The sequence below is a fragment of the Paenibacillus sp. FSL R7-0297 genome (genome assembly GCF_038009025.1).
Classification (GTDB): Bacteria; Bacillota; Bacilli; order Paenibacillales; family Paenibacillaceae; genus Paenibacillus_AQ.
Genome location: NZ_JBBPAQ010000001.1, coordinates 4,147,563 through 4,170,656, shown reverse-complemented (window position 1 = coordinate 4,170,656; position 23,094 = coordinate 4,147,563). Strand labels below are relative to the sequence as shown.

13 protein-coding genes are annotated in these 23,094 nt (G+C 54.2%); 5 read left to right on the top strand and 8 right to left on the bottom strand.

Annotation, left to right across the window (positions count from 1 at the left end):
• Nucleotides 1-13: 13 nt before the first annotated feature.
• Genes MKZ24_RS18225 through MKZ24_RS18205 form a run of 5 tightly spaced genes read left to right on the top strand, consistent with a single transcriptional unit; the run spans nucleotide 14 to nucleotide 5,478 of the window.
• Nucleotides 14-1,063: a hypothetical protein gene (locus tag MKZ24_RS18225; protein WP_340785221.1), complete on the top strand. Its 1,050-nt coding sequence runs from the start codon at nucleotides 14-16 to the stop codon at nucleotides 1,061-1,063.
• Nucleotides 1,053-1,307: an acyl carrier protein gene (locus tag MKZ24_RS18220; protein ID WP_042237233.1), complete on the top strand. Its 255-nt coding sequence runs from the start codon at nucleotides 1,053-1,055 to the stop codon at nucleotides 1,305-1,307. Before MKZ24_RS18225 ends, MKZ24_RS18220 begins: the two co-directional genes overlap by 11 nt.
• Before the next feature lie 54 nt (nucleotides 1,308-1,361).
• Nucleotides 1,362-2,621, top strand: coding sequence for an ATP-grasp domain-containing protein (locus MKZ24_RS18215; protein WP_340785216.1), 1,260 nt, complete (start codon nucleotides 1,362-1,364; stop codon nucleotides 2,619-2,621).
• Between the two features lie 23 nt (nucleotides 2,622-2,644).
• Nucleotides 2,645-3,913, top strand: a complete 1,269-nt coding sequence (locus MKZ24_RS18210) for an MFS transporter (RefSeq protein ID WP_340785214.1) — start codon at nucleotides 2,645-2,647, stop codon at nucleotides 3,911-3,913.
• The gene (locus MKZ24_RS18205; RefSeq protein ID WP_340785212.1) at nucleotides 3,913-5,478 is read left to right on the top strand and encodes an AMP-binding protein; all 1,566 of its coding nucleotides are present in this window, start codon (nucleotides 3,913-3,915) and stop codon (nucleotides 5,476-5,478) included. The genes MKZ24_RS18210 and MKZ24_RS18205 overlap by 1 nt, the downstream gene beginning before the upstream one ends.
• A 58-nt stretch (nucleotides 5,479-5,536) precedes the next feature.
• Here the strand turns inward: MKZ24_RS18205 and MKZ24_RS18200 are convergent, their stop codons facing one another.
• The 8 genes from MKZ24_RS18200 to MKZ24_RS18165 form a co-directional block, all read right to left on the bottom strand.
• Nucleotides 5,537-7,834 carry a glycosyl hydrolase gene (locus MKZ24_RS18200; protein WP_340785210.1) on the bottom strand — a complete coding sequence of 766 codons (2,298 nt, stop codon included), beginning with the start codon at nucleotides 7,832-7,834 and terminating at the stop codon, nucleotides 5,537-5,539.
• Between the two features lie 338 nt (nucleotides 7,835-8,172).
• Complete coding sequence (locus MKZ24_RS18195) at nucleotides 8,173-14,151, bottom strand: tail fiber domain-containing protein (RefSeq protein ID WP_340785207.1); 5,979 nt, start codon at nucleotides 14,149-14,151, stop codon at nucleotides 8,173-8,175.
• A gap of 38 nt (nucleotides 14,152-14,189) precedes the next feature.
• On the bottom strand, nucleotides 14,190-14,372 hold the full coding sequence (locus MKZ24_RS18190; RefSeq protein WP_042237243.1) for a hypothetical protein: 183 nt from the start codon (nucleotides 14,370-14,372) through the stop codon (nucleotides 14,190-14,192).
• Between the two features lie 19 nt (nucleotides 14,373-14,391).
• The gene (locus MKZ24_RS18185) at nucleotides 14,392-17,238 is read right to left on the bottom strand and encodes a tail fiber domain-containing protein (RefSeq protein ID WP_340785183.1); all 2,847 of its coding nucleotides are present in this window, start codon (nucleotides 17,236-17,238) and stop codon (nucleotides 14,392-14,394) included.
• Nucleotides 17,239-17,266: 28 nt separating this feature from the next.
• Nucleotides 17,267-18,013, bottom strand: coding sequence for a phage tail protein (locus MKZ24_RS18180; RefSeq protein WP_340785180.1), 747 nt, complete (start codon nucleotides 18,011-18,013; stop codon nucleotides 17,267-17,269).
• Nucleotides 18,010-18,882 (bottom strand): hypothetical protein, encoded by an 873-nt coding sequence (locus MKZ24_RS18175; protein ID WP_340785178.1) that lies wholly within the window; start codon nucleotides 18,880-18,882, stop codon nucleotides 18,010-18,012. The genes MKZ24_RS18180 and MKZ24_RS18175 overlap by 4 nt, the downstream gene beginning before the upstream one ends.
• Before the next feature lie 177 nt (nucleotides 18,883-19,059).
• On the bottom strand, nucleotides 19,060-22,698 hold the full coding sequence (locus MKZ24_RS18170) for a putative baseplate assembly protein (protein ID WP_340785174.1): 3,639 nt from the start codon (nucleotides 22,696-22,698) through the stop codon (nucleotides 19,060-19,062).
• Complete coding sequence (locus MKZ24_RS18165; protein ID WP_042237252.1) at nucleotides 22,698-23,093, bottom strand: GPW/gp25 family protein; 396 nt, start codon at nucleotides 23,091-23,093, stop codon at nucleotides 22,698-22,700. The genes MKZ24_RS18170 and MKZ24_RS18165 overlap by 1 nt, the downstream gene beginning before the upstream one ends.
• Nucleotide 23,094: the final 1 nt, after the last annotated feature.

Sequence of the window (23,094 nt, the reverse complement as noted above, 5' to 3'; positions counted from 1 at the left end):
AGGAGAACAAATTATGAAATCCATGCTGCGCCGTTTCGAACCTGTAGAGCTTAGCGCGGAAGAGATGGAAGAAAGCTTGATCTATGTTTGTTATGACCGGGTGATCTATCATTTTTTCAAAAGAAACCTGGGCATCCGCAATTTTTCCTGGCTGTTCTCGGACCGTTATTGGGGTTTCCATTATTCCGAAGCCAACGAGCCGGTCCAGCCGGTCCACAATGGTCTTGCTTCTATCGTTGATGCGCTTGGAGAGCATGTCTCGGTATCCCCCTCTAAACTTGGGGAAGCGATACGTCCAAGACTTGCGGATGGCTGGAAAGCCAGTGCGATGGTCCGCTTCGAACGTCCTGACGGAAGCTCTCATTACACCAGCACTTTAATTGAAGGAATGGATAACGACATTGTCATCTACACCAAAACCAACGAAACTTCTTCCCGGGCATGCCTGCCTCTGCCGCTTGAAGAATTCGCGGAACGATTGGCGAGAAATGAGGATACTACCGTCAGCCTGCAGTTCTTGCAGGCTTCCCCGGCTCTGCTGAACAGTCTGCAGGGGGAAGGTGTTGCCCTTTATCAGCGGATTCATCAGCTGCTCTACAACCATGGCGAACCACGTACTTTAACCACAGACGGTCTGGATGATCTGTTAGCCGACATTGACAAGCGCAGGCAGGAATTGCTCACCCCGCCTTTAAGCAAGAGAGATCAGCTGAGAATGCATAAGCATGTGGCGAATAAAATAGAGCCTTTATTGTGGGCCTGGTCCTCCATTGCGTCCGATCCGGAATGTGCGGCGCGGCTCGGGGATCACCGCTCGCATGCCTTGTTTGCAGCCATAAACAGCATCGCCATCCGGTTAAAGGCCGTTTTGAAATGGACCAGTCTTATTTGCTCCCGTCCGAGGCCCGGCTTTCTGGATTCCTATGTGCAGGAGTTCTCGGAATTGATCCGGGAATTCAGCGTATTGCAGAACCTTGCTGCCGAAGCGGACAAGCTTCTTTTAAGCTCAGCAGCTGCGGGAGTCCAGGCAATGATGATAGGAGAGGAAAGTCATGAACAATAAACTTGAAGGGATCTTCAGCGGACTCGTTCCTCCGGAGACTCTGCAGCAAATCGCCTGCCAGTATGATGATATCGCCGATACAAATATTAAAGAACTGGGCGTGGATTCTCTCGCGATTATGGAGCTTGTGCTACGGATTGAAGAATCACTGGATATTATCATTGATTACGAGACATTCTCGGTAGAACAAGTGGCAACTCCGCGCCTTATCATGAATATGCTGGCTTCCGGACAAGTCAGCTGACAGCTACCGTACATATTCGTACGCCCCACTACAATTTGAAGGCGAGGTATAATTATGGCCCATCGAACAGTTGCTATTTTTTCGGACGACGAAACCGGTCCTCTGCTGGCCGATGCCGCGCAAAGAGTCGGCGTTGAGCCGCATTTGTTTTTTGTCAAACCGCCTTCCAAACCGTTAAGGCATCCTTGGCATCAGGCAGATCCTTATCTTCCTCCAGAGCAGCTTGGGACAGTGATACAGGAAGCAATGGGGACTCCGCTCGGCATCGTGTCCTGCATCGAACAACTGTCAGTGAACTTAGCCCGAACGGCCGAATGGCTCGGGATTTCCCCCGGTCCGGTCACCGCATGTGAAATTTTGCGCAGCAAATCGAGGATGAAATCCATTTGGGAAACGGCAGGTGTGCGCACTCCCTCTTCCGCCTTGATCCAGCGTACTTCAGAGCTTCAATCCGCCCGCTTGGATTATCCCGTCATCGTCAAGCCCACGCATGGCGCAGCAAGCGCCGGGGTACGAATTGTCGGCAATGAGCAGGAGCTTGTGAAACAAATCAGGCAAATCTTCCGTTTCAATGCGACGACCCTGGGTAACGAAGCGGTGGAACAGCCCGGAGCGCTGATTGAAGAATATATCGACGGTGAGGAGTACTCCGTGGACACGATCTGGTACAAGGGCCAGCCTCTAATGGACGGAATTATGAGCAAAGGAAATCCGCAGGGTCCCACCTTTCCGGACCGCTTATATTTCACCGACCCATCCCTTGACGAAGAGATTGAACAGCAATTGCTGGCCCTGTCCCATGCCGCCGTAAGTGCGGCCGGTGTGTATAGCGGAGCGAGTCATACGGAAATCCGTATGCGCAAGCAGGAGGGTTATGTGCTGGAGGCGGCTCTTCGCCCGGGTGCGGGCGGATGCTTCTACGAATTATTCGAGCGGGCCACCGGCCTTCCATTCTCCGAAGCCTTTATTCTAGTTTCTCTTGGAGCACATTCACCGGATGATATCCGCTATCTGAAAGAACTGTCTTCAAGGTCGGCCAAGCATAAGACACGGATGTACTGGTACAACATGGGCTATAAGGGCTACGGCATCATTAACAGCATTCACGGAACCGAGAAGGTGTTGTCCAATCCTTATGTGAGCAAGCTGGCGATCCGTAAGAATACCGGTGATTACCTTAGCCCGGAAAGCGACTCCTTTGCTTATTTCGGCTGGATTACGGGACAATTGCCAGAGCCGGATCCGGCTCTGGATTACCATGAATGGCTTAGTCGGCTGGAGACCTCAATTGAAATTGGTTACAAAACTAGCTGACCGGATATTACGGAGGGAGAATCATGAACATTCGGTTTACAAATCCCAGAATGTTATTGCCACTTGGAGTTCTGATTACCAATATAGGGAACGGTATGTATACTTTGGCTGTCGGCAAACTGCTGTACGATCAGACCGGTTCCTCCACTCCCTTTGCGCTGCTGCTGATGATGGAAGCGGTATTGACCTTCTCTACCCAGGCTATTGCCAGCTCCGCCGTTGACAGAGGACGTGCCAAGCAATGTGCATTTATCGCCGAATCGATACGCGGCTTAGCGGTTTTGACAGCAGCCGCTTTCGTATTCGCCGGTCATCCGGCAAGTATCTTGCTCGCTGCGGTCATTATCAACCTGCTGCGCCCGTTCTACAGAACGGCCAGCTTCGCCATCGGCCCCATGATTGCCGATGGCAAGCAGCTAGCCGTTTATAACGCCCGGACCAGCACCTTTTTTCAGATTGGACAGTTCTTGGGAGCCGGTATCGCCGGTGTGGTTATTTCATTCCTGTCACCCGAAGTGGCCATCGCCCTTAACGGTATCTCCTATCTTCTGTCAGCACTCTGTATAGGTTTAGCAGCCATTCCGGGACAAAAGCTCAGAGCCCGTCAAGGCAGCGGGTTCGGTTCCGCTCTGGCCTCCATCAGTCCCAAGCGCTTTTGGCGGGAATGGACCGATCTGCTTGCGCTGGTGCTCAGAAAAAATGCAAAGGTACTGGGATTGGCCGTGCTGTGCACTGCCGATTTCATCGTTGTATCCTTCATCAACATTTCCTATGCGCCAATTCTGGAGACTATGGATGCACCCTCCTGGTGGCTATCCATATGGGATTCCGCCTTCTCGATTGGCGCCATTGCCGGAGCCTATCTATTCGGAAGGATGGACCATTCCCAAATCCGTATGAACCGCACCGCGCTGGCGCTGGTTGTGCAGGGACTGAATATTGCCGCAATCGGACTCATGAACCACCCGGTCTGGCTCTCGCCATTAATGCTGTTTCTGGGAGTCTCCAATGCTTTCTCGGTATCGAGCTTCACTTATTCGCTCCAGCTTACGGCGCCGGCGGAGTTCCATGGAAGAATATCCGGCATCCGGCAATTTTTTATTTCCGCGGCCACAATGCTTGTAATTCCGTTGCTGTCCTTCGCCATGAACGGAGGCGTGTCACTGTCCTCCTTGCTCGCCGGCGTAATATGCCTCGGTGTTGCTTCCGTGGTTCTACTCTATTTATCACCGCTGCTGAGCCGTCCCTTAAACCATTCCGGCTCTATAGCGGGTGAACAGGAGGTGAGCTGATGCTTGCGCAGGCTCTCGTTGCCTCCGCCCGGCGCCACTCTGCCAGGGCAGCCGTCCGGTATGGCGGTCAAACCCTCACTTACGAGCAACTGATTACCCAAGCCAGTGCCGTTGCAGCAGAGCTTCGCCGGCTCGCAGACCGGATGGAGCTGCCAGAGGATGAACCGGCCTGCGGACTGCTGTTCAATCACGGCATTCAGGGAATTATCGGGGTCGTTGCTTCCGTTCTGGCCGGACTTGTCTATGTACCCCTGGACGCCTCTTACCCACCTGGCCGGTTATCACAGATTGCCTGGCATTCGGGAATCCGTATTATGGTTACTGACCTTGATGGATTGGCAGCTGCAGAAGCCATAGGCTCCGGGCTTCCATTTCCGGAGGATATTGTAAGGGTTGACGCCCACTCCATCAAGCCAGGCAGTAAAGCTGAAATTCCGGAAAAGGTACATAAGCGTCTTTATTTGCTGTATACCTCCGGCTCTACAGGCATACCCAAAGGTGTAGTCCAGCAAGGCGCGTCTATCGTCCATTTTGCAGAGGCCTATATCCGCGAGCTGGGTATTACCGCAGATGACCGGCTGACTTTATTCTCTACCTTTGGTCACGATGCCGCTGTGGTGGACATTTTTGCCGGACTGCTGTCCGGTGCTTGTCTGTATCCCCTGGATTTGCGCATTCCAGAGAATCTGCTAAGATTACCCGGCTGGCTTGAAGGCAATGGCATCACCGTGTGGCACAGCGTACCGAGCCTGTTCCGTACATTCTTCACCTCAGTCCGCCGGCTGCCTCAGCTTCCTTCTCTGCGTCTTGCCGTCCTGGGGGGAGAAGCGCTACGCGCAGGTGATTACAGCCTTTGTTCCGGGAGACTTCCGGGCACGAAGTTATACAGTCTCTACGGACAGACCGAATCCTCTTATTCAGCCGGCCATTTCATATCCAGCGCCAGGGATGCATCAGCTGTGGGCTTACCCCTCGCAGGCACGAAGCTGCTTATCGCTCGCGGAGAAGGGAGCTTCACCGTTATCTCTCCGCGGGGGAGCTTAACGCAAGAAAGCTGCGAACTTCTGCGGACTCATAGAATTCCGGCGGGTGAGCTGCTAATCGCTTCTGTCTATGTAGCTGAGGGATACTTCAATGCCGCAGATGCATCGGAGCAAGCATTCATTACCTCCCCTGCATTCGGTACCATCTATCGGACCGGTGATATGGCCGAGATAGACGATACCGGCAGGATCATGTTCAGGGGAAGAATAGACGCTCAGATCAAAATCCGGGGATACCGCATTGAGCCGGGAGAGATCGAGTCGCATATTCTCACCATCGCAGGGGTTAAGGAATGCGCGGTGCTTCCCATAGTACGGGACGGGCAGGCCACATTGACAGGATTCATTCAGGCCGACCACTCCCTGTCACTTGCCTCGGTTAATCTGTGGTTGTCCCAACGGCTGCCTGATTATATGCTGCTCTCCGAAGTTATAATGAAAGAACAATTCCCTCATACCTTAACCGGCAAGATTGACCGGAGAGGTCTTGCAGACAATTACGGCGAGATGATTATAAGCTAGAACAAGAAGGGCTGGATCAGGGCATCACCCCGATCCAGCCCTTTTTGCCTTACCTGTGTTAAGGCTCAATCCCCCACACCAGCTGGCCATTCATATATCCGGTCACCTGCTCATTGTTAACAAATTGACTAGCGGATGCCTTGAACGAGTAATCGTTAGCCTGATTGTAATTGGACCAGTCGGTTTTGGAGAAGCGGGTCTGGATTTCGGCGCTCTGGCCGGGGTTTAGCGTCCCAGCCGAACTTGCGAAGCCAATTTCAAGAGCATACTCGGCACCGTTAGCCGGGGTATCCAGCTTCACGAATCTGCTGGTTACATTCGCGCTGCCGACACTGGACCAGTCGATCCAGGAGCTCTGATCTTTCTCGCCGTCAATCGTGTAGTAATACCGGAGCTTCACATCACTAAGCTGAACTGCCGAATTACCGCTATTGACGACTTTGAATTTGGCCGAAATTCCGTTAGTAGAGGCACTGGTGTTGCCATTAAAAGCCTGGATCGTCAAATTGCCCGCTGGTACCGGTACACTGCTATCCGCAGCATTCACTGTAAGCACAGCGTTATTTCCTCCATTGAAATGGAAGGTGATCGCATTCTGACCAAGCGGCAGCGTAGAGAGATAGGATTTTTTCAAGACGATCGTTGCGCCTGATGCCGTATAATCCTGGCCCGATACAAGCGTGTTGCTTCCATGCGTCAGGTTTGCAAGCTGATGTCCGTTTAAGGTAAGGGCTACGGAAATATCCTGCGCTTGGGCCGGCGCTTTATCAAAGTCCGCGCTCACAGGCGTAATAGATGCGCTTGGAGTTGGATCATTAATTGTTAAATCAGGCAGCTCATCCAGCGTAATCACATAATCGCTCTGATATAGCGTGGTCAGTGTAGCCGGATAATTAAAGGCAGAACTCATGAGATGCTCGCCATACCACGGCAGGAAATAGAGCCAGCCCGACTTCTCCTCGGTCAGATTCTGTACGCTTGGGACAGTATCATTCTCGGTCATGGCTACCATTTTGGTGCCGCCAGTTAGATCCACCAGCTGATAGAAGGTCGAGGTAATCGCATCCTCATTGGGCACACCGGACAAACCGTCATAGCGGTTGTAGACGGTATTGTATTTGTCGTAACCGACAATATCCACCTGATCGTTACCGGGATACCAGGCGGGAGAAGTGCTGTACACATAGCTGTTATACGTCCAGATCAGGTTGTGCAGGTCGTAGGTTTCTGTAAGCTCGGTATAGAGCTGATCCCACAGCTGCTTATATACCTCTGCGCCTGCCGAGGCCCACCAGAACCACGCGCCTTGCCCGTTCAACCCGCCGTTGCCCTCTGCTTCATGATAGGGTCTGAAAATAACCGGCACGTTGTTATCCTGCAGAATCTGCAGCTGCTCCGCCAAATCCGCTATGGCCAGCATTACGTACTGGTACTCTTTTGTCCCGGGAATTACCGCATTAGCTGTATTGAAATTAGTTTCCGTCGGCTTGTAGGTCGCTTCCTTCCAATCTACGAATTCCCCGAGCTGATAGGCGGTGAAATCCCGGGGAACTGTGAGATGCCAGCTATTGGTCGCGATCCCGCCCCGGTTGTTCACCCAATCGATCATCCGGGCAGTTGTGCCGTCCTCCCAGCCATACAGCGGATTGTAGTTCATCAGATCGAACCCGCGGATAGCCGGATACTTGCCGGTTAAATTATGAATCCAGTCGAACTCCAGCTCGGAATTCCCGTCATTGCCTCCCCCGTAAATCTCCTGCTGGCCGGAGAGCACATGATTGCCGTACACCTCTGTCATATAATTCATCAGCAGCTGAGTTTCCGGTGTAGCTTGAGTATCACTGAGGACAGGCTGCACATCCAGGGGGTCCAGATCGGCAACCTCCACAGTGAAGCTGTCAAAATAAGCGAAGCCCCAGCCTGCCTTCAGCTGGATGATGTTACTGCCCTGATTCAGCTTGTGATAGCCAAAATCGAAATCCGACCAAGTGGTCGTGTAAGGCAGCATATACGAACCTTTCGTAACGCCGTTAACGTTCAACGATTGAAGCCGGCCGTCTGCGCTGAGCTCCTGCATATAACGGGTAGAGATCGTGTACATGCCAGTTTCCGGGACCGTCACATTGAAGGTAAGGGTGCCTGAATTCTGCATCCAGACAAAACCGCTCCCGGTGTAGCCGGGCTTAGGTTGTCCGTAAATTTGAGTCGTCACTTGAAGATCGGAGGTGAGCTGAGCATTTTCGCTTTCAATTGTGAAAAGTGCGTTATCTGCATGAACGGGCGGCGCTGTCATCACTCCAAGCAGCAGAGTAAATGCCAGAATCATTGTGCTTGCCTTCTTGAGCAAATTTTTCATTTCCACCTTTCCTCTCTACGATAAAATGGCAAATACTTTATTAACCTTTAAAAATATGGTTACGCTTTCATAGAAAACATAGCACAAATTCCATATTATGTAAATCTACTTTTTTTGAAATTTATTATATGTATGTATTCTGGAATTCCTGAAGGTTGTTCTCCATGGAATACCGACGATGTATACTCGTATGGCTTCGATAGCATAGGTATGATCAGGTGTTTCTACAAGCCTCGAAATAGCGTTCAGCACATCACCCATGCATGTAAAAAGCTCCTGCAGCACAATGGCTGCAGGAGCTGCTTCATGTATCTATTCCGCTTACAAATACCTCTTGATTATGCGCCTGCCAGGGCCGCAACCTGAACCTGAAGCTCCTTAACCAGCTTCCGCATATCCTGCCCTTCCTTCTGCTGCTTCTGGACAACAGTAGTCAGCACACCGATGATATCCATCAGCACAACGGACTTGTGATCGGAGGTAGAGAAGATTTGCGGCACCTCCTCGGCGATAAAACCGATGTTCTGTTTCTTGGCATTCTCCGCCTTATAGTTGAAGGTCACTGGCTTCAGCTTATTCAGCAGCTCCAAGGCTCTTTTCACTGGAAGGCTGGCAATGTTCTCCTTGTAGGTTCGGGAGGAGGTCTGGGCGAAATTAGTCGCCCGCAGGTTACCGTCTACATCCAGCTTGTAATCATCGGTTGGGGTTTTGCCAATCCCCACATTGCTGCTGGAATCCAACGTTACTGCGCCTGCCACCTGGACCAGCTGATCATAGACAGCATCCTTGCAGACCAGAGTCTGCATAGTATCTTCTATACCGGCCTGCCATACATTGGCTGCAGTATCCCAGAGAATCCGGGCCTTTTTGTCCGCTCCTCGGGTAACCTCGATCCCCTGGCTGACCACAAGACTGCCGCTGATTACGGCATCCTTCGCTGTCAGTTTATTGCTGAGGACAAGGTCCTTCACTGACAGCGTAGCGGTGACCGCCGCATCCTTAGCAGTCAACGTTCCGCTGAGTGCCGCATCCTTAGCAGCCAATGCACCGGTGAGTGTAGCATCCTTAGCGGTTAATGCGCCGCTGAGCGCCGCATCCACTGCAGTCAGCTTCCCGGACACTGCCGCGTTGCCGTTCACATCCAGCTTGGCGGTTGGCGCAGCGGTGCCAATCCCGATATTCCCGGAAGCAACCTTCAGCACACCGCTCAGCTCCGTAAGCTCCTGATGCGTATGACCGCTGTAGGCAAACTGCTTCAGGCTGCCCGCAATTCCAGCCTGCCATTCCGCCTTCGTTTCGTTCCAAACAATCTGTGCCTTGGCATCTGTGCCTCTTCCCACTTCAATCCCCTGGCTGAGGATAAGACTGCCCGTGACTGAGGCATCCTTGGCAGTGAAGGTACCGCTAACGGATGCGTCCTGAGCCGTTAATGCGCCGCTGAATATGGCATTCTTAGCCGTCAGAGAACCGCTCACATTAGTATCCTTAAGTTCGGCTGTACCGCTCAGTGTTGCGTTCTGAGCCGTTAATACGCCACTAATCGACGCATCTTTAGCCGTTAACGAGCCACTGACTGTAGCATTGGTAACCGTCAATTGGCCGGATACAGCCGCGTTGCCGTTCACATCCAGCTTGGCCGTTGGTGCCGCGGTGCCAATACCCAGATTCCCGGATACAACCTTCAGCACACCGGACAGCTCCGTCAACTCCTGGTGGGTATGGCCGCTGTAGGAGAGCTGCTTCATGCTGCCTGCAGTGCCGGCCAGCCAGGCATCCAGCGATTCATCCCAGAGGATCTGCGCCTTCGGATCTGTTCCCCTGCCCACTGCAATCCCCTGGCTGAGGGTAAGACTGCCGGTGACTGCCGCATCCTTGGCGGTGAAGGTCCCGCTAACTGCTGCATCCTTTGCTGTCAGCCCACCGCTGAATGTGGCATCTTTCGCAGTCAACGCCCCGCTGACTGTAACATCCTTGAGTGCGGCCGTGCCGCTCAGTGATGCACCTCCAGCCGTCAATGTACCGCTGACCGCTGCATCAATAACTGTCAGCTTCCCGCTCACAGCCACATTGCCGTTCACATCCAGCTTGGCCGTTGGTGCTGCTGTTCCAATCCCGACATTACCTGCATCCACGGTTATCGCTCCGGACAAGGAGGCAAACTCAGGATGGGTATGGCCCTTGAATTCAATGGCCTTCAAGGTGTTCGAGATGCCGGCCAGCCATTCATCGGCGGTCTCATCCCACAGCAGCTGGGCGGGTAGAGCAGTCCCTCCGCGGAATACCTCCAGCCCGGCATTTTTGACAACCGGGGTGGCCTGAGGCGAATATTTGTTGACTCTTATGATGTTGTCCTCGACTTCGAGGGTTGCCGCATTGATCGTCACGATATCTCCATTGACGGTCAAATTGCCGTTCACAGTCAAATCCTTGGACAAAACGGCACTTACTGCACTGAGATCGCCCCTGACCGCCGCATTGCCTTGAACATCGAGCTTGGCTCCAGGATTGTAGGTCCCTATACCGACATTGCCGGCTCCGGTTACACTGAACGCAGTATCTCCACTGGATACCTTGACATCGACCAGCGCCAGCGGAGTCGTGGTTCCGATCCCTACATTGCCCTGGGCATCCGAATACACAGCAATGGTATTGCCCAGGGAATTGAACAGCTTGTTCTGGCCGCCCTTGCCTGTCCCGAATTCCGCGAGGGTATCCCCGTCGCCATAGAACCAGGCCTTCTGCTCGTTATTCCAGACAATCCGGGCATTCGGCAATTTCTCCCCGTTGCTGTCCAGACCGCGTGGGGCTTCAAAGCCTCCGGCCACCACATTGCCGCCAACGGATACATTATTGCTAATTGCAGCATTGACCGCTTTCAATCCCTTGTTAAACGTAACATCACCGTCAAACGCCGCCTCACTGTGTGCGGTAAGCTTGCCTGAGAAGGAAGCGGCCCCGGAGACCTCTGTCTCCGTACGGAAGATCGCTTTGCCCGCCACATCCAGTACTTCGGTAGGATTATCGGTGCCCACTCCCATCTTTCCGCTGCGGGTCAGGCTAAGCACCGTTTTGCCGGCGGTTCCCAGCTTCCAGCGGTCCTTCGCCCACTTGATCTGTGCACTGGTCTCTGTCCCCTGCATAACCTCTATGCCGTCTCCGACTGTCACCGTTCCGGCAATTGCGGCACTTGCTGCCGTCAATCCCCCGGAGATCACGGCACTTACAGCCTTCACTCCGCCGGAGGCACTGACATTGCCTGAGGAATCCACAACCAATGCAGCACTGTCTGTTGGTGTGGCAAGCTGCCACTGGTCCTTATTCTCGTCCCAGGACAGCTTGGCCGGCGTCTCGCCAGCGCCGCGGTAAATCTCCAAGCCGCCGCCGGAAAGCGAGGTAACCGCATCGGCATCCTTATTGATCGTAATCCAAGGACTGCCGATTTCCAGCTCATCCGTAGCAATATTGGCAGAGGTCCCCCGGATCTCCAGGTCGCCGGCTACCGTCAGGCTGCTGCCGACCGTCAGATCATGATGGACATCCACATCGCCTTCGGCACTGGCACTAAGCGCCAGTATGTCATTCTGCGGATTGTAGAGCTGGCTGTGGATGTGCAGAGAATCTGCATTTCCCGTTTGGGTAAGCTTGTCCCAGGAGCTGCCGCTTGCGACATTCTCGAGTGCAGTGCCAATGCCGATCTTCCATTTCCGCTCACTTTCGCTCCAGATCATTCTGGCCGCCGATTGCGATTCTCCACGGTAGACCTCAATCCCGCTCTCGTTCGCAGGCGGCGAGTCGCCTTCGAACTTGTTGATCTCGATGATGTTGTTGGTGACAACGAGATCCTCACGTTCAACGGTTGTTGTGGTGCCTTTGACAATCAGGTTGCCGTCTACCCGCACCTGACCCTGAACCGCCAGGCCGCCGCTGATATCTGCCCCGTTGTTGACCGTAAGTGTACCCTGCACCTCAGCCCCGTTAATGATCTCAATATCACCATCGGAAGTGGTCTGAAGCGCCGTGTTACCTTCGCTGTCACTCAGGGAGTTATGCCGGTGCAGGCCATCGGCATCGGAGCTTACTCCCCCGGTCAGCGCGTCCCAATTGCTGCCGTAGGCAATATTGGACAGCTCATCCCCCAGTCCCAGCTTCCATCTGCCCTCCGTCTCATCCCAGAGCAGCTTGGCGCTTGGATTCAGCTTGCCCCGGTAGACCTCGATGCTGCTCTGTTTCAGGGCTGAACTGTTGCCTTCGAATTTATTCATCTCAATCCGGTTGCTGACCACCACCAGATCTTCCTTTTTGACGAATGTAGTGGTGCCCTTTACCGTCAGATCCCCTTCAATTGTAGCGGAACCGCCCACTTTCAGGTCGGCCTTAAGATCCGCACTGCCCTTGGCAAGCAGGGTACCGCCAATCTCCAGATTCCCGGATGCCGACAGCTTCCCCTGCCCGTCAGCCGACAGAATGGTTCCGCCGGATGGTGTACTCAGTGTGCTGTGCTTGTGGGACGTATCGGCCACAGAGCCGTTCGTCAGCGAGTCCCACTTCGTGCCATACGGAATATCCGACATGCTGCCCTCAAGTCCGATTTTCCATTTGCGGTCCGTCTCATTCCATTCCATACGGGCTTGCGGATTCTGGCTGCCCCGGTATACATCCAGCCCCCCCTTGCTGCCTAAGGCCGTGTGATCCTCCGCTTTGTTCACGGTCAGGAAGCTGTCTGCCACCTCCTGCTCAACTTTCCTGATCACGACCTCTTCTTCCCTGACAATCAGCTTGTTCACGGTCAGCGTCTCGCCGACCATCAGCTCATGGGGAATATTCACATTGCCGTCCGCACCAATCTCCAGGGCCAGCAGGCTCTTATCTTCATTGTGAAACTGCCGGTGGGTATGCAGGCTGTCTGCATTATGACTGCCGCCGGTAAGCTCTTCCCATTGCTTCCCGTCCGGGATATCGGTCATATCCCCGTTAGCGGTGCCGATCTGCCACGATTGCGCCGCCTCATTCCAGGCGATTTTGGCATTCGGCAGCGTTGCCCCGCGGAAGACTTCAAGACCATCCTTGCCGGACACAAGCGTTCCGGATACGCTCATTCCCCTGTCTACCAGGATATTTCCCTGATCGTCAGTGCGGAGTACCGGCTTGCCGTCCGCAGCATTCAGCTGGCTGTGGGTATGCAGGCTATCCGCATTCGCTCCGTGATGCAGCTGCTCCCAGTCTGCCCCATAGGCGACCTTGAACATGCCGCTGGTCTTGTCGCCCTCCTTCAGATCCGTTCCGATCATCCAGCCTTGATTATTCTCATCCCATTGCAGCTTGGCGCCGGGCTGATCCTTACGCAGAATCTCAATGCCCATTCTGTCTTCCTCTGCGGCATTCTGATTGAGTGTAACCTTGCTTCCGCCAATCACCAGCTGGGGGACATCCAGCATCGCCATCCCCCCGCTGACTTCGATCCCGCTCTTGGCAGAGAACGGGCCCTCGGCAGTGACCGCACCGGCAATTTCCATATCGCCGGAATCATTGACCTTGAATACCTTCTCACTGCCGGAGGTAACGGACAGCCCCCCGTTTACATCCACATCACCATAGGTGCTGATGGCTCCCGCGCGGATATTCCCCGTGAATTCTGTCTGTGCAGCGTGAACATTAAGCCGGTTCCCTTCCTCCCCGTCCTCATCCTTCGAATTGCTGAGGAAAGGAATCTCCGGGTCCTCCTTGGAGCCGATAATGATCTTATCCGCCTTCAGCTTGGTCCCGCCTACAGCCCGGGTCACCAGCGCCGATCCGTCAACATCCGTCTCATAGATCTGATCAATGCTCAAGGCTCCATCCTGAGTATGCGTCAAGGTTACACGGGCCAGCAGAATATTCTTGGATACATCTGCAGGCTTCTTGGAGCTGGCCTGGATGTCCGCAAGCTCCAGCACATGAATCGCCTGACCTCCCCCCTTGATAAGATCGGGATCTGCCAGCTCTTCCTTATAGCTGACCGAAATATAGATCTGGTCCGAGGTGCTGTATCCCGAAAGATCGAGCACCCTGCCCGGGTGAGCGTCACTTACCAGAATTTCCTGACTGATCTCTTCATTGTTCTCCGGATCGGTAACACGGTTGAGGGCAAATCCCGGAGCAATCTCAACTTTGGTCAGGTCCCGCCCGGTAACCTTAAGGCCGTCCACGACTCCCCAATCATGAAAATAACGGTTATGCAGCCGCTGCACGCGCTTATGATAATTCTGATCCAGCGTCAGATCCTCTTCCTTAAGCAGCAGCCCGTTGAAATAATTCATGCGTTTCATATCCTTTGGCACAATCCCACTCCTCCCGGCTCTTCATGTGTACTGCCTGATCAGGCCTGAACGGACTCTTCTTCTGCGGCAATCAATTCTTCCAGCACCTGGATGGCCCCGCTGATCCGCGTCAGGGTATACCCCAGATTGGTACGTTTCTCGTCCAGCTCCTGGATCATCTGCCGGCCGGATTCCAGCTCTGCCTTCAGTTCATTCATTCGTGCTTCCAATTGTTCTTTCATGAGTTCATCCTCCTATGGATTAAGCACCCTTCAGGGTGTCGATTTGTTTTTGCATTCTCGCGATCGCTTTCTGCTGATCCTTCATTACGCTGGTGAGGACGGCAATGATGTCCATACCGCTGATCGCCCGCTGGTCAGGGTCGGCCAGAACTGCCGGCACTTCTTCAGCAATGAATCCCAGCGTTCTTTGCTTCGTGCTTCCCTTGTATTTAAAAGAGACCGGATTCAGCCCGTCCAGCAGCTGCTTCGCTTCCTTGACCGGGATATCCGAAATATTGTCCTTCAGCTCACGTGAGGACCACCAGTACATGCTGCCGTTGGCATAGACACCGCCGCTGGCATGCAGATAGATGCGGTCACCGGCATCATTGGATACTCCGATATCCAGCACACAGTTCTCTCCGCTGGTCGGGTAATACTTGATCCAGGCCGAGTCACCGCTGCCGCCGCCGGGATCTGACGGGAAGATGATACCGTTATTGCCGCTGCCCGCGCTCGGGATCAGGGCATTTCTCACTTCAAGACTGCTGTGAACAGAAGCATAGGACCAGTCGTTGCCGTAATTGAGCACCAGATGGCTGCCGTTATCGACCAGTGCCCTGCCGGGAGCTCCACGGCGGCCCGGATAACCGATGTAGAAATCGGCACAGCGGACAATGGCAGCAAATTCTTCGGCCACATCCAGCTTTTTGAATTTTCCGGCGAAGTTGAACACATCTGTTTTGATGCTGCCTTGAATCTGGAGATCCCCTTTGATGAGGGCGCCCCCGTTCACCTGCAGGAAGCCGTTCACATCCAGATTGTCCCAGATGGAGACTCTGCGTGATCCCGACTTTCCGTTTCCTGCAATCATGAGTGAATTATAGCTGGTGGTATCATTGCTGATTTCGGCATTATTCACAGACTGGCTCGTGAAGCCTGACCATCTGGAGGTGAAGCGGACCGGATTCTGGCCGCTCAGGACACGCAGCTCACCGGCCACATCCAGCTTATCCGCCGGGGTCAGTGTCCCTACGCCCACATTGCCGGAGGCATTCAGGGAGATATGGTCACTGCCGTCATTGGAGGTGCCGATTTCCAGCGTGCAATCCTCTCCGGTCCGCGGATAGTACTTGATCCACGCCAGATCTGAACCGCCGCCGCCCGGATTTGCCGGGAAGATAATGCCGTTATGCGCGCCGTTGCCCGCACTCGGAATAATCTCCTGTGAGGCCTGCATTTTACCGTTAACATACAGAAATCCGTTCACATCAAGCCGGTCCCAGACGGCAACCTTCCGCCCCTGCCCGGCAGACTGATTGCCGACAATCATCAGCGCTTTGTGGTCCGTGATATCGTTACTGATCTCGGCTCCGTTGATCTGGTTATCAGGGAAGCCTGTCCACGCAGAGGTGAAGCGGACAGGGTTCCTGCCGCTGAGAATACGCACGCTGCCATCGACATCCAGAGAATCCTCCAGCACCTTCTGCGGCCCGACTCCGACATAGCCGTTCTTATTCCAGGAGAGCACCGGCTTGTCTGTCCGGGAGCCGTCGCTGTTAACCGTTCTGGTGCCAAGAACCCCGCCGCTGCCCCCGAATAATACGGGGCCGTCCACCGCAGCAGCAGCGAAAGGCTTACCGGTTCCGAACCAGCCCAGACCATGCGAGCTGTCGATAGTGTCCGGGTTCGTTCCCTTCAGCCACAGGATCTTGTCATCCTTAAGCGCCAGATCAGCATCGCTATAGACCTTGTCTGCGCCCGTGAAGCCGAAGGAGAGACCTCCCGGTGACGACAGCTTGCTGTGCCGGTGCAGCAGATCGGCAAATTCATATTTGATCAGGCTATCCCACTCATTGCCATAGGCGATCTTCTTCAGATCCGAGCCGATCCCTGCCTTGAAGCATTGATCCGCTTCCACCCATACAATCCGCGCGTCATGCGTGCCGCCATCCCCGCGGTAGACTTCCAGACCGCCGTCACGCGGACCGGGAAATTCATAGTCCGGATCATCGGTATTCGGGCTGTTCACCTCGACGAAGCTGTTCATGATCCGCATTTCACTTTGAGATTTATCCTTGCTCTGCAGGATGAGCTCTCCCTCAAGCGTCAAATCTCCGGCAATGCTAATGGCTCCGGTGAAATGCGTTTCTTTTGCGTTGACCTCAAGCATCTTGCCTTCCTGCAGCGTATATACGGACGGCATGGCAGCCAGAGCTGCCTCATTCAGCTCTGTGCTGTCCATGCTGTCTTCACTTTTAGCCTTGATCACCAGCTTCTCCGTCACCAGCTTCTTGCCGGCAGCGCCTGCGTAGGTCCTCAGCGGTGTGCGGGCTGCATCACTGTCATAATCGAATATGCACGCACTGTCGATCACAATCCCATTGTCCTGCTTGCGGGGAACCACCCTGGCCAGGAGGATTTTGTCAGTGCCCCCGGGCTTCACGGTACCATGGCCGATCTTGCCCCGCTCCCAGATGTGAATCTCCTGCCCCTGGCCCCGCTCAATATTGCGTTCAGCCTCGACCTCTTCATAGCTGACCCAGATATATATGCTTTCATTGGCATTGTACTCGGAGAGATCCACTGGATTGTCAGGATGTCCCTCATACATAAGAATTTCCTGGCTGATGCTCTCGCGCTTTCCGCTGCTGGGGTCCTCGGCTACCACCTGATTCAGTGCAAGCCCTTCGGCAATTTTCACCTTCATGTATTCCGCCTGGTCCACTAGCGGCAGCACCTTCAGTCCGCAGACAATGCCCCAGGTATGCAGATAACGGTTATGCAGCCGCTGCAGGCGCAGATAGAAATCCTGATCGAGCTTGTAATCCTCCGCATTCAGGAAGAGTCCGTCAAAGTAACGCATCCGTTTTAATTCTTTTCCCATGATTCGCTTGCCTCCCGATCTATAATCTCTATTGCTCTGTCATACCCCCGAGTAAGGTCTCCATGCCCACGCGCCCATAGACCCCCAGGCACATCTGCGGAACTTCTATATTCAGGATGGAATTGGTGTAAAATGGCTTCTCCTTACGGATCACCTCCTGCAGGTTTCGCACTTTGCGCTGCAGAAGACTGCGGCTGTATGCCGGAAGGATGATATGAACGGAGAAATAGCTCGGCTCTGCCGCTCCAACCATCGTATTGATGCCTACACGCTGGGCAATGCCGCAACGTACAGGCTCCTCATAATTATGAATTTGAATGGCAGCCTCTTCACCCGCATAGACCTGCAGATATTCCGCCAAGCCGTCCAGGGTACCCCGTTTCTTGTAGAGCTGGACAATACTGCCTAGCAGCTTACGGTTGACTGTGCTGCGGGCCTCCGCAAGCGGGAGAATCTGCATCGGGGCAAGGGTGCGTTCCTGGTTATCCTGCTCTCCGTCGTATTCCACACCCTCAGCAAGCTGGAGGCCTACCCAGCCTGCAAGCCAGGGCAGAAATTGGGAAGGCGCCAGCTCCGGATCAAAATAGTGATGCAGCTCATCCAGCAGCGCTTCAATCCCCGCTGATTCGCCGGCCGTTTCCGTTGTACCGGAGAGCATCGCTTCAAAGGCCCTCAGAAAACGTCCCAGAAAATAATGTTCATCCGATTCCCCTGATTTCTGCTGGAACACTCTGGGAAGGTACTGTACGTACCTGTAATCATTCTGACTGCTCATGCTTCCACCTCAATCTTCAGGTCCTTCAGCTTAAATAATTGGAACGGCAGCAGGTCGGGAGAGTCCAGCGTCACACTCGTCACATGATCAATTCCGGTTATCCCTTCGACCAGATGATACAGATCCGAGGCATACAGCTTTCTTCCCGGAGACCAGCCCCGGCCTTCCTCTCCGCCGCTTACCGGGTCCAGAAATTGCACAATGCTGTCGTTAACGATGCTGCCGATGTTTTTGTTCCTGGAAGAAACCGTCATCTCAATCACAACCTCCCGGTAATCGGGCTCGACCACATGGACACGGGTTGTCAGCAGCTTGCGGGCATCCAGATAAGCCTTTACACTTTGTCTGATCTCCGCGACTTCCCGGAGCAGATCCTTCTGATTCTCCGTCTGCAGCACCAGAATCACGGAGACATGCCCGAAGGCTTCCTTACTCCCTCCGGTGCCGTTCTCCATATCCGTATTAATCAGACAGAGCGTGCGTACCTTGAGGTCGGGATACGTGTCCAGAATGCCCGGGATTTCCAGCAGGCATTGCCTGGAGAGCAGCTGGAAATCCTCTGCCGTTACGGCCCTGTGGCATTCAGAGAACTGCTTCGCCCCGCGGCGTATTCCGCTTGTCAGCTCCTCCTCTTCACCCAGGGCTATCCCCAGCAGCTTGAGAAACTGCAGCTTGCTCTCGTCCGTCACCTGGTCAATCCGGTAGAGGACCATTTCACTGAAGTAGGCAAACAGCTCCACCAGTGTAATACCGGGATCGGAGGGGTTATAATTCGTCCAATCCGGATCGTAGAGCGGAATCAGTGTTTTGGCATCCGCCACAAGCTGGTCAAAGCCAAGATCATCCAGGTTCAGTACTGGAAGCGGCATAAGTTATTCCTCCTTTCTAAATAAGCTGAACTTTAAATTGTCATTTGGGTTATGGTCGTAACTACGGGGAATGTTTGGACTTCCGGCCGCTACCGCTCCTACAGTTCCAAACTTCCCCTCCGACTCCTGCCCTTTTATGCATTATTTAAGTTCATCTTATATACCTCATTGCTTTTGTTACTGCTCCAAGGGAAAACAATACGGACACCGCTTCGCCGTCTCCGGCAGACCGGACAGGCCTGTCAGATACTTGCGTTCCTCCTTAAGGATGGCTTCCAGCCTGCAGTCTGACGTTGTCCCGGTCAAGTCATGGAGCAGGCCTGAACTCTTATCCATAAGATAGGGAAAGATATGCTCCTCCGGCTTGTTCACCAGCTGCATCCCGCCGCAGATCAGCTCATCCTCTTCCAGGAAAATATTCTCGCTGCTGATTCCATGGATTTTGAGCGGGGTCGTGTTGACATACTCATCCGTCCGGCTCAGGAAGACAATATCCTTCTGCTCGAATACGGCGGTTTTGACAAAAAAGGAAGCCACACCAGCGTCCAATCCATTCAGAATATAGGTGCGGACCGTCAGATCATCGGTGATGTCGAATTCAAGATCGCTGCCCTCGGGATAGCTCCGTTCCAGCGGTTCCTCGTCCAGGGTCTGACATTCCAGAATGTCGCCGTTAATGGAGCGGACAATCAGCTCTACCGGCTCATAGTTTCTGTAGCGGAGCCTGATGATTCCATTCTCCTTGAATCCCTTAAGCACCAGTGACTTCACTTCGCTCCCGGCATCCACCGGCTCTGCCAGCGCAAATTGAATGGAGTTGTCGTCAGAGCGGACCACGCTGTATTTCGGATAGGAGGCCAGGGGCTTATACGGACCGTTCTCCAAGGGCTCAAGCTTCAGCGTATAGCACTGCACCGAAGACTGGATGGCAATACCCGATACATAATCAACACCCGGCGTATTCTTGATCACAGCATAGACCTCGGACACATACAGGTTCTGGCCCAGCTCCCAGCCCGTACCTCCGTCCCCGCCATAGAGCGGGTGAAAAAACCGCTTCAGGTTGTCAATAATCCGGCCCTCCGCCACCTTCCGCTGATCTGCCGAGGTGAACGCAACGGCTGCCTCTACCCCGATCCGGACATAATCCGGACCTGTCACTTCAATTCCCGGTTCGCTTGTGTTCAGAACCGCCGAGGTCCGTTCGCACAGATAGGACTCAATTTCACTCAGCAATTCCTGACTGGGGACAGGCTTCGGATCATCAGTCTCCGGCACTACAATGATTGTGGCTGTACCCGGAACGAATTCCAGATCACGGTTCATCGCACTGAGACATTTCACCTTGGCAATCTGGGGCATCGCCTCACGCACCAGCCATTCCATATCTTCGGCGGTTACGCCTCTGTTCCAGCTCTTCAGCGTATGCGGCCCGCGGATCTCTGCCTGCTCCGCTTCCTCCTGCTCGAAGCCGCCGTCCGCCGCTACCGGGTTCGTCACCGAATCCAGCCAGCTGTAGCTGTCCCATATCTTGGTGATGGTGCCTGCGGCAACGTTGCCGGATGCTCCGCCGCCATGCTTATAATCGCACTTGATGTTATCCGTTCCCGCCTGTGGAATCATGCCGTTCTTACCGTCCCCGAAAATAACCGTTCCGCTGCTTCTGTCCAGCATGTAGTGTCTGCCGTCCGGCCCGGATACCGAAAAGGTATCGACCTCCTCCCAGAGCACCCATTCCCCTTGTCCCGATGCCTCTCGGATACTGAGGCTCTGCCCGGGGAGCACAGGCGTCTTCGATAGCTGAAAGCTCTGGTTCTCTTCGCCATTGCTGGAGCCCGGAATCTCCCCGGTTACAGCATTCGAATTGCGGGCCCATACCGCATTTGTAGTTATGGCATCGACCTGAGGGACAATCTCAAAACGTCCTTCATCCAGCCGGGCACGGATCCAATAGTGCTCTGTTCCGAACAGCGGCCGCTTCTCGATGTCCGCCGGGAAGGCAAACTGCAGGATTTCCCTGCGGGTGAAGCCCCTGATCTCGTCATTTACACTTAATGTCAGCCATCTTCTGCCGTCCCAGTACTCCCAGGCAACAACCGGACGTCCCAGCTGTTCACCGGTTAGCGGAAAAAAGAGCGAGACCGGCAGATTGCGGATGTCACGGTCAAAGCCGAGATAAAAGACAGGCTCCAGCTCTGCGCAAGGGTAGAAGGGCTTGAAATACACCCCATCAGCCAGGCATGCCGCCGACTTGTCCGCGAAACTGAAATTATTCTCTGTAAGCACGGTTTGGGGATGCGACTCCAGCGTGTAGCTGTAGGCAACGCTGAGCCTCCGGATGGAAGGCGGGGCATAGGAAGCCTGCGTAACCTTCAGCTTGGCGACATTGATGCTTCCCTCTCCCAGCTTGACCTCTTCATCCTGGTATTCATATTTCGCATCCTCACCATAATTGCCGCCCGTGATGCGGGCACGAATCCAATAGCGCTCTTCACCGCCCAGCGTCAGCAGCTTGATTCCCGGACATTCGAAGCTTAGCGTTCCACTGGCAGTCAGAGTAGCTGCGCTGCCTGTTCTGTCTTCTGAGCCCGCAGTGCCATCGCCTCGCAGCTCTTCCAGGCCGGAGATCGCGAGCCATTCCTTACCGTTCCAGTACTCCCAGCCGAGTCTCACATACGGCGTATCCGGCAGCTTGCTGATCTCCGGTTCAGACAGCTCGACCTTCAGCGTAATCCGGGAACCCGGCTTGGAGAAGGCTTCGCTGCAGGCGATATAGAAGGTGTCATTCACTTTGGGCTTGTCCCCGAAAGGATAATAATCCTTGCCCATGTCCAGCAGAGTACCGTTGTTCACCGTAACATCCGGTGCGAGCGGCAGCGGACTGACTACGTTCAGCCCGATGCGGATATCTTCGATATCCGGCATCTGAGTACTGGAGGTGATAGGCTTCTTCAGCTCGGCAAATATCCACTTGCCGGGCCATTCCCGCAGAACCTCCGCCTGTTCGTATCCGGCAAGTGTCTTCGCATGCACTCCGGACAGCTGATCGAACTGAACTACTGCCCTCCAGGCGGAATCCTCCGCGGACTCGGCCATTGAAGGGAACAGCTGCACGGTGTTCCCTTCTTCGTCGAAGCAGAACCAGTCCATATCCAGGAGCAGATCCCGGGCTCCGCGCTGGCTCTTCGCGTCTGTCGCCAGTGCTGCATCCGGCTTGTTGAAATATACCGACACACGGCTGCCCGCTTCCTGGAATCCGAACAGCTCCGGATGTCCCAGGTACAGCCTGTGGACCACCGTCGAATCACCTCGGAACAATTTGGCACTCCGGCCGGTGGGCTCCTCAGCAAAGAGATAATCCTGATTGGTCCACTGGTCCTCTTCGGGGTCAAGACTCACGGCCCTGACCAGCCGCGGCTGGATGACCGTCAAATCCTTCTCGGTTTCAAAAATCACCTCCGGCTGATTCTCGGGCTGGGCCGATACCCGGGTCCCTGCCGGAATGGTACTGAAGTTGTCCGCATCCGGCTTCAGCTTGAAGAGCAGCGGTACTTTGGCTGCTCTGGGTGGTGTGGGATGAATGCCGATCAGATTCAGAAAGGAGGTGAAGTTCTTCTCGGGGGCCTTGTTCAGCCGGCCGATGACTTTGCCCAGCATCCCGGTAAAGATATGGACCAGCGCATCCGCCTTCTTGTCTGCCGTAAGCTCCGGCAAATCTGTCCATTCTTTGCGGCAGTACTGGTAGATTAAACGTCTAAGCTCCGGAACCAGCTGTTCCTGATCCCGCTTATCTAGGGTAGGCACATTGTTTGGCATTATTTCCCCACACTTTCAAGGAAGAATGGATAGACCAGATTATATTTGCTGTTACTGGCCCTGATCGAATAGTCAATGGACACTTCCAGTTCAGAGCGGTCCGAGCGGGGAGTGACCGTAATATCATCCACTTCAATCCGCGGCTCCCAGTTCTGCAGTGCCTCTTCAATATAGCTTCTGAGCAGCGTAGCGGTGCTCATTGTATTCGGCGCGAACACCAGCTCGTTCAGCCTGCAGCCGAAATCCGGCCGCATCACCCGTTCGCCTCGGGCGGTTGACAGGATCATGATGATCGATTCCCGGATGGAAGCTTCTCCATCTGAAGAATTAATGCTCCCCCTCTGGACAGCGAAGGGATATTTCCAGCCCCGTCCCAAAAAATCTACGACTTCCATA

Bases quoted from the DNA above. Each gene is read 5' to 3' on its own strand.
- MKZ24_RS18215 (WP_340785216.1), top strand. From the start codon at position 1,362: ATGGCCCATCGAACAGTTGCTATTTTTTCGGACGACGAAACCGGTCCT.
- MKZ24_RS18210 (WP_340785214.1), top strand. From the start codon at position 2,645: ATGAACATTCGGTTTACAAATCCCAGAATGTTATTGCCACTTGGAGTT.
- MKZ24_RS18185 (WP_340785183.1), bottom strand. From the start codon at position 17,238: ATGGGAAAAGAATTAAAACGGATGCGTTACTTTGACGGACTCTTCCTG.
- MKZ24_RS18180 (WP_340785180.1), bottom strand. From the start codon at position 18,013: ATGAGCAGTCAGAATGATTACAGGTACGTACAGTACCTTCCCAGAGTG.
- MKZ24_RS18220 (WP_042237233.1), top strand. From the start codon at position 1,053: ATGAACAATAAACTTGAAGGGATCTTCAGCGGACTCGTTCCTCCGGAG.
- MKZ24_RS18200 (WP_340785210.1), bottom strand. From the start codon at position 7,834: ATGAAAAATTTGCTCAAGAAGGCAAGCACAATGATTCTGGCATTTACT.
- MKZ24_RS18165 (WP_042237252.1), bottom strand. From the start codon at position 23,093: ATGGAAGTCGTAGATTTTTTGGGACGGGGCTGGAAATATCCCTTCGCT.
- MKZ24_RS18190 (WP_042237243.1), bottom strand. From the start codon at position 14,372: ATGAAAGAACAATTGGAAGCACGAATGAATGAACTGAAGGCAGAGCTG.
- MKZ24_RS18225 (WP_340785221.1), top strand. From the start codon at position 14: ATGAAATCCATGCTGCGCCGTTTCGAACCTGTAGAGCTTAGCGCGGAA.
- MKZ24_RS18205 (WP_340785212.1), top strand. From the start codon at position 3,913: ATGCTTGCGCAGGCTCTCGTTGCCTCCGCCCGGCGCCACTCTGCCAGG.
- MKZ24_RS18170 (WP_340785174.1), bottom strand. From the start codon at position 22,698: ATGCCAAACAATGTGCCTACCCTAGATAAGCGGGATCAGGAACAGCTG.
- MKZ24_RS18175 (WP_340785178.1), bottom strand. From the start codon at position 18,882: ATGCCGCTTCCAGTACTGAACCTGGATGATCTTGGCTTTGACCAGCTT.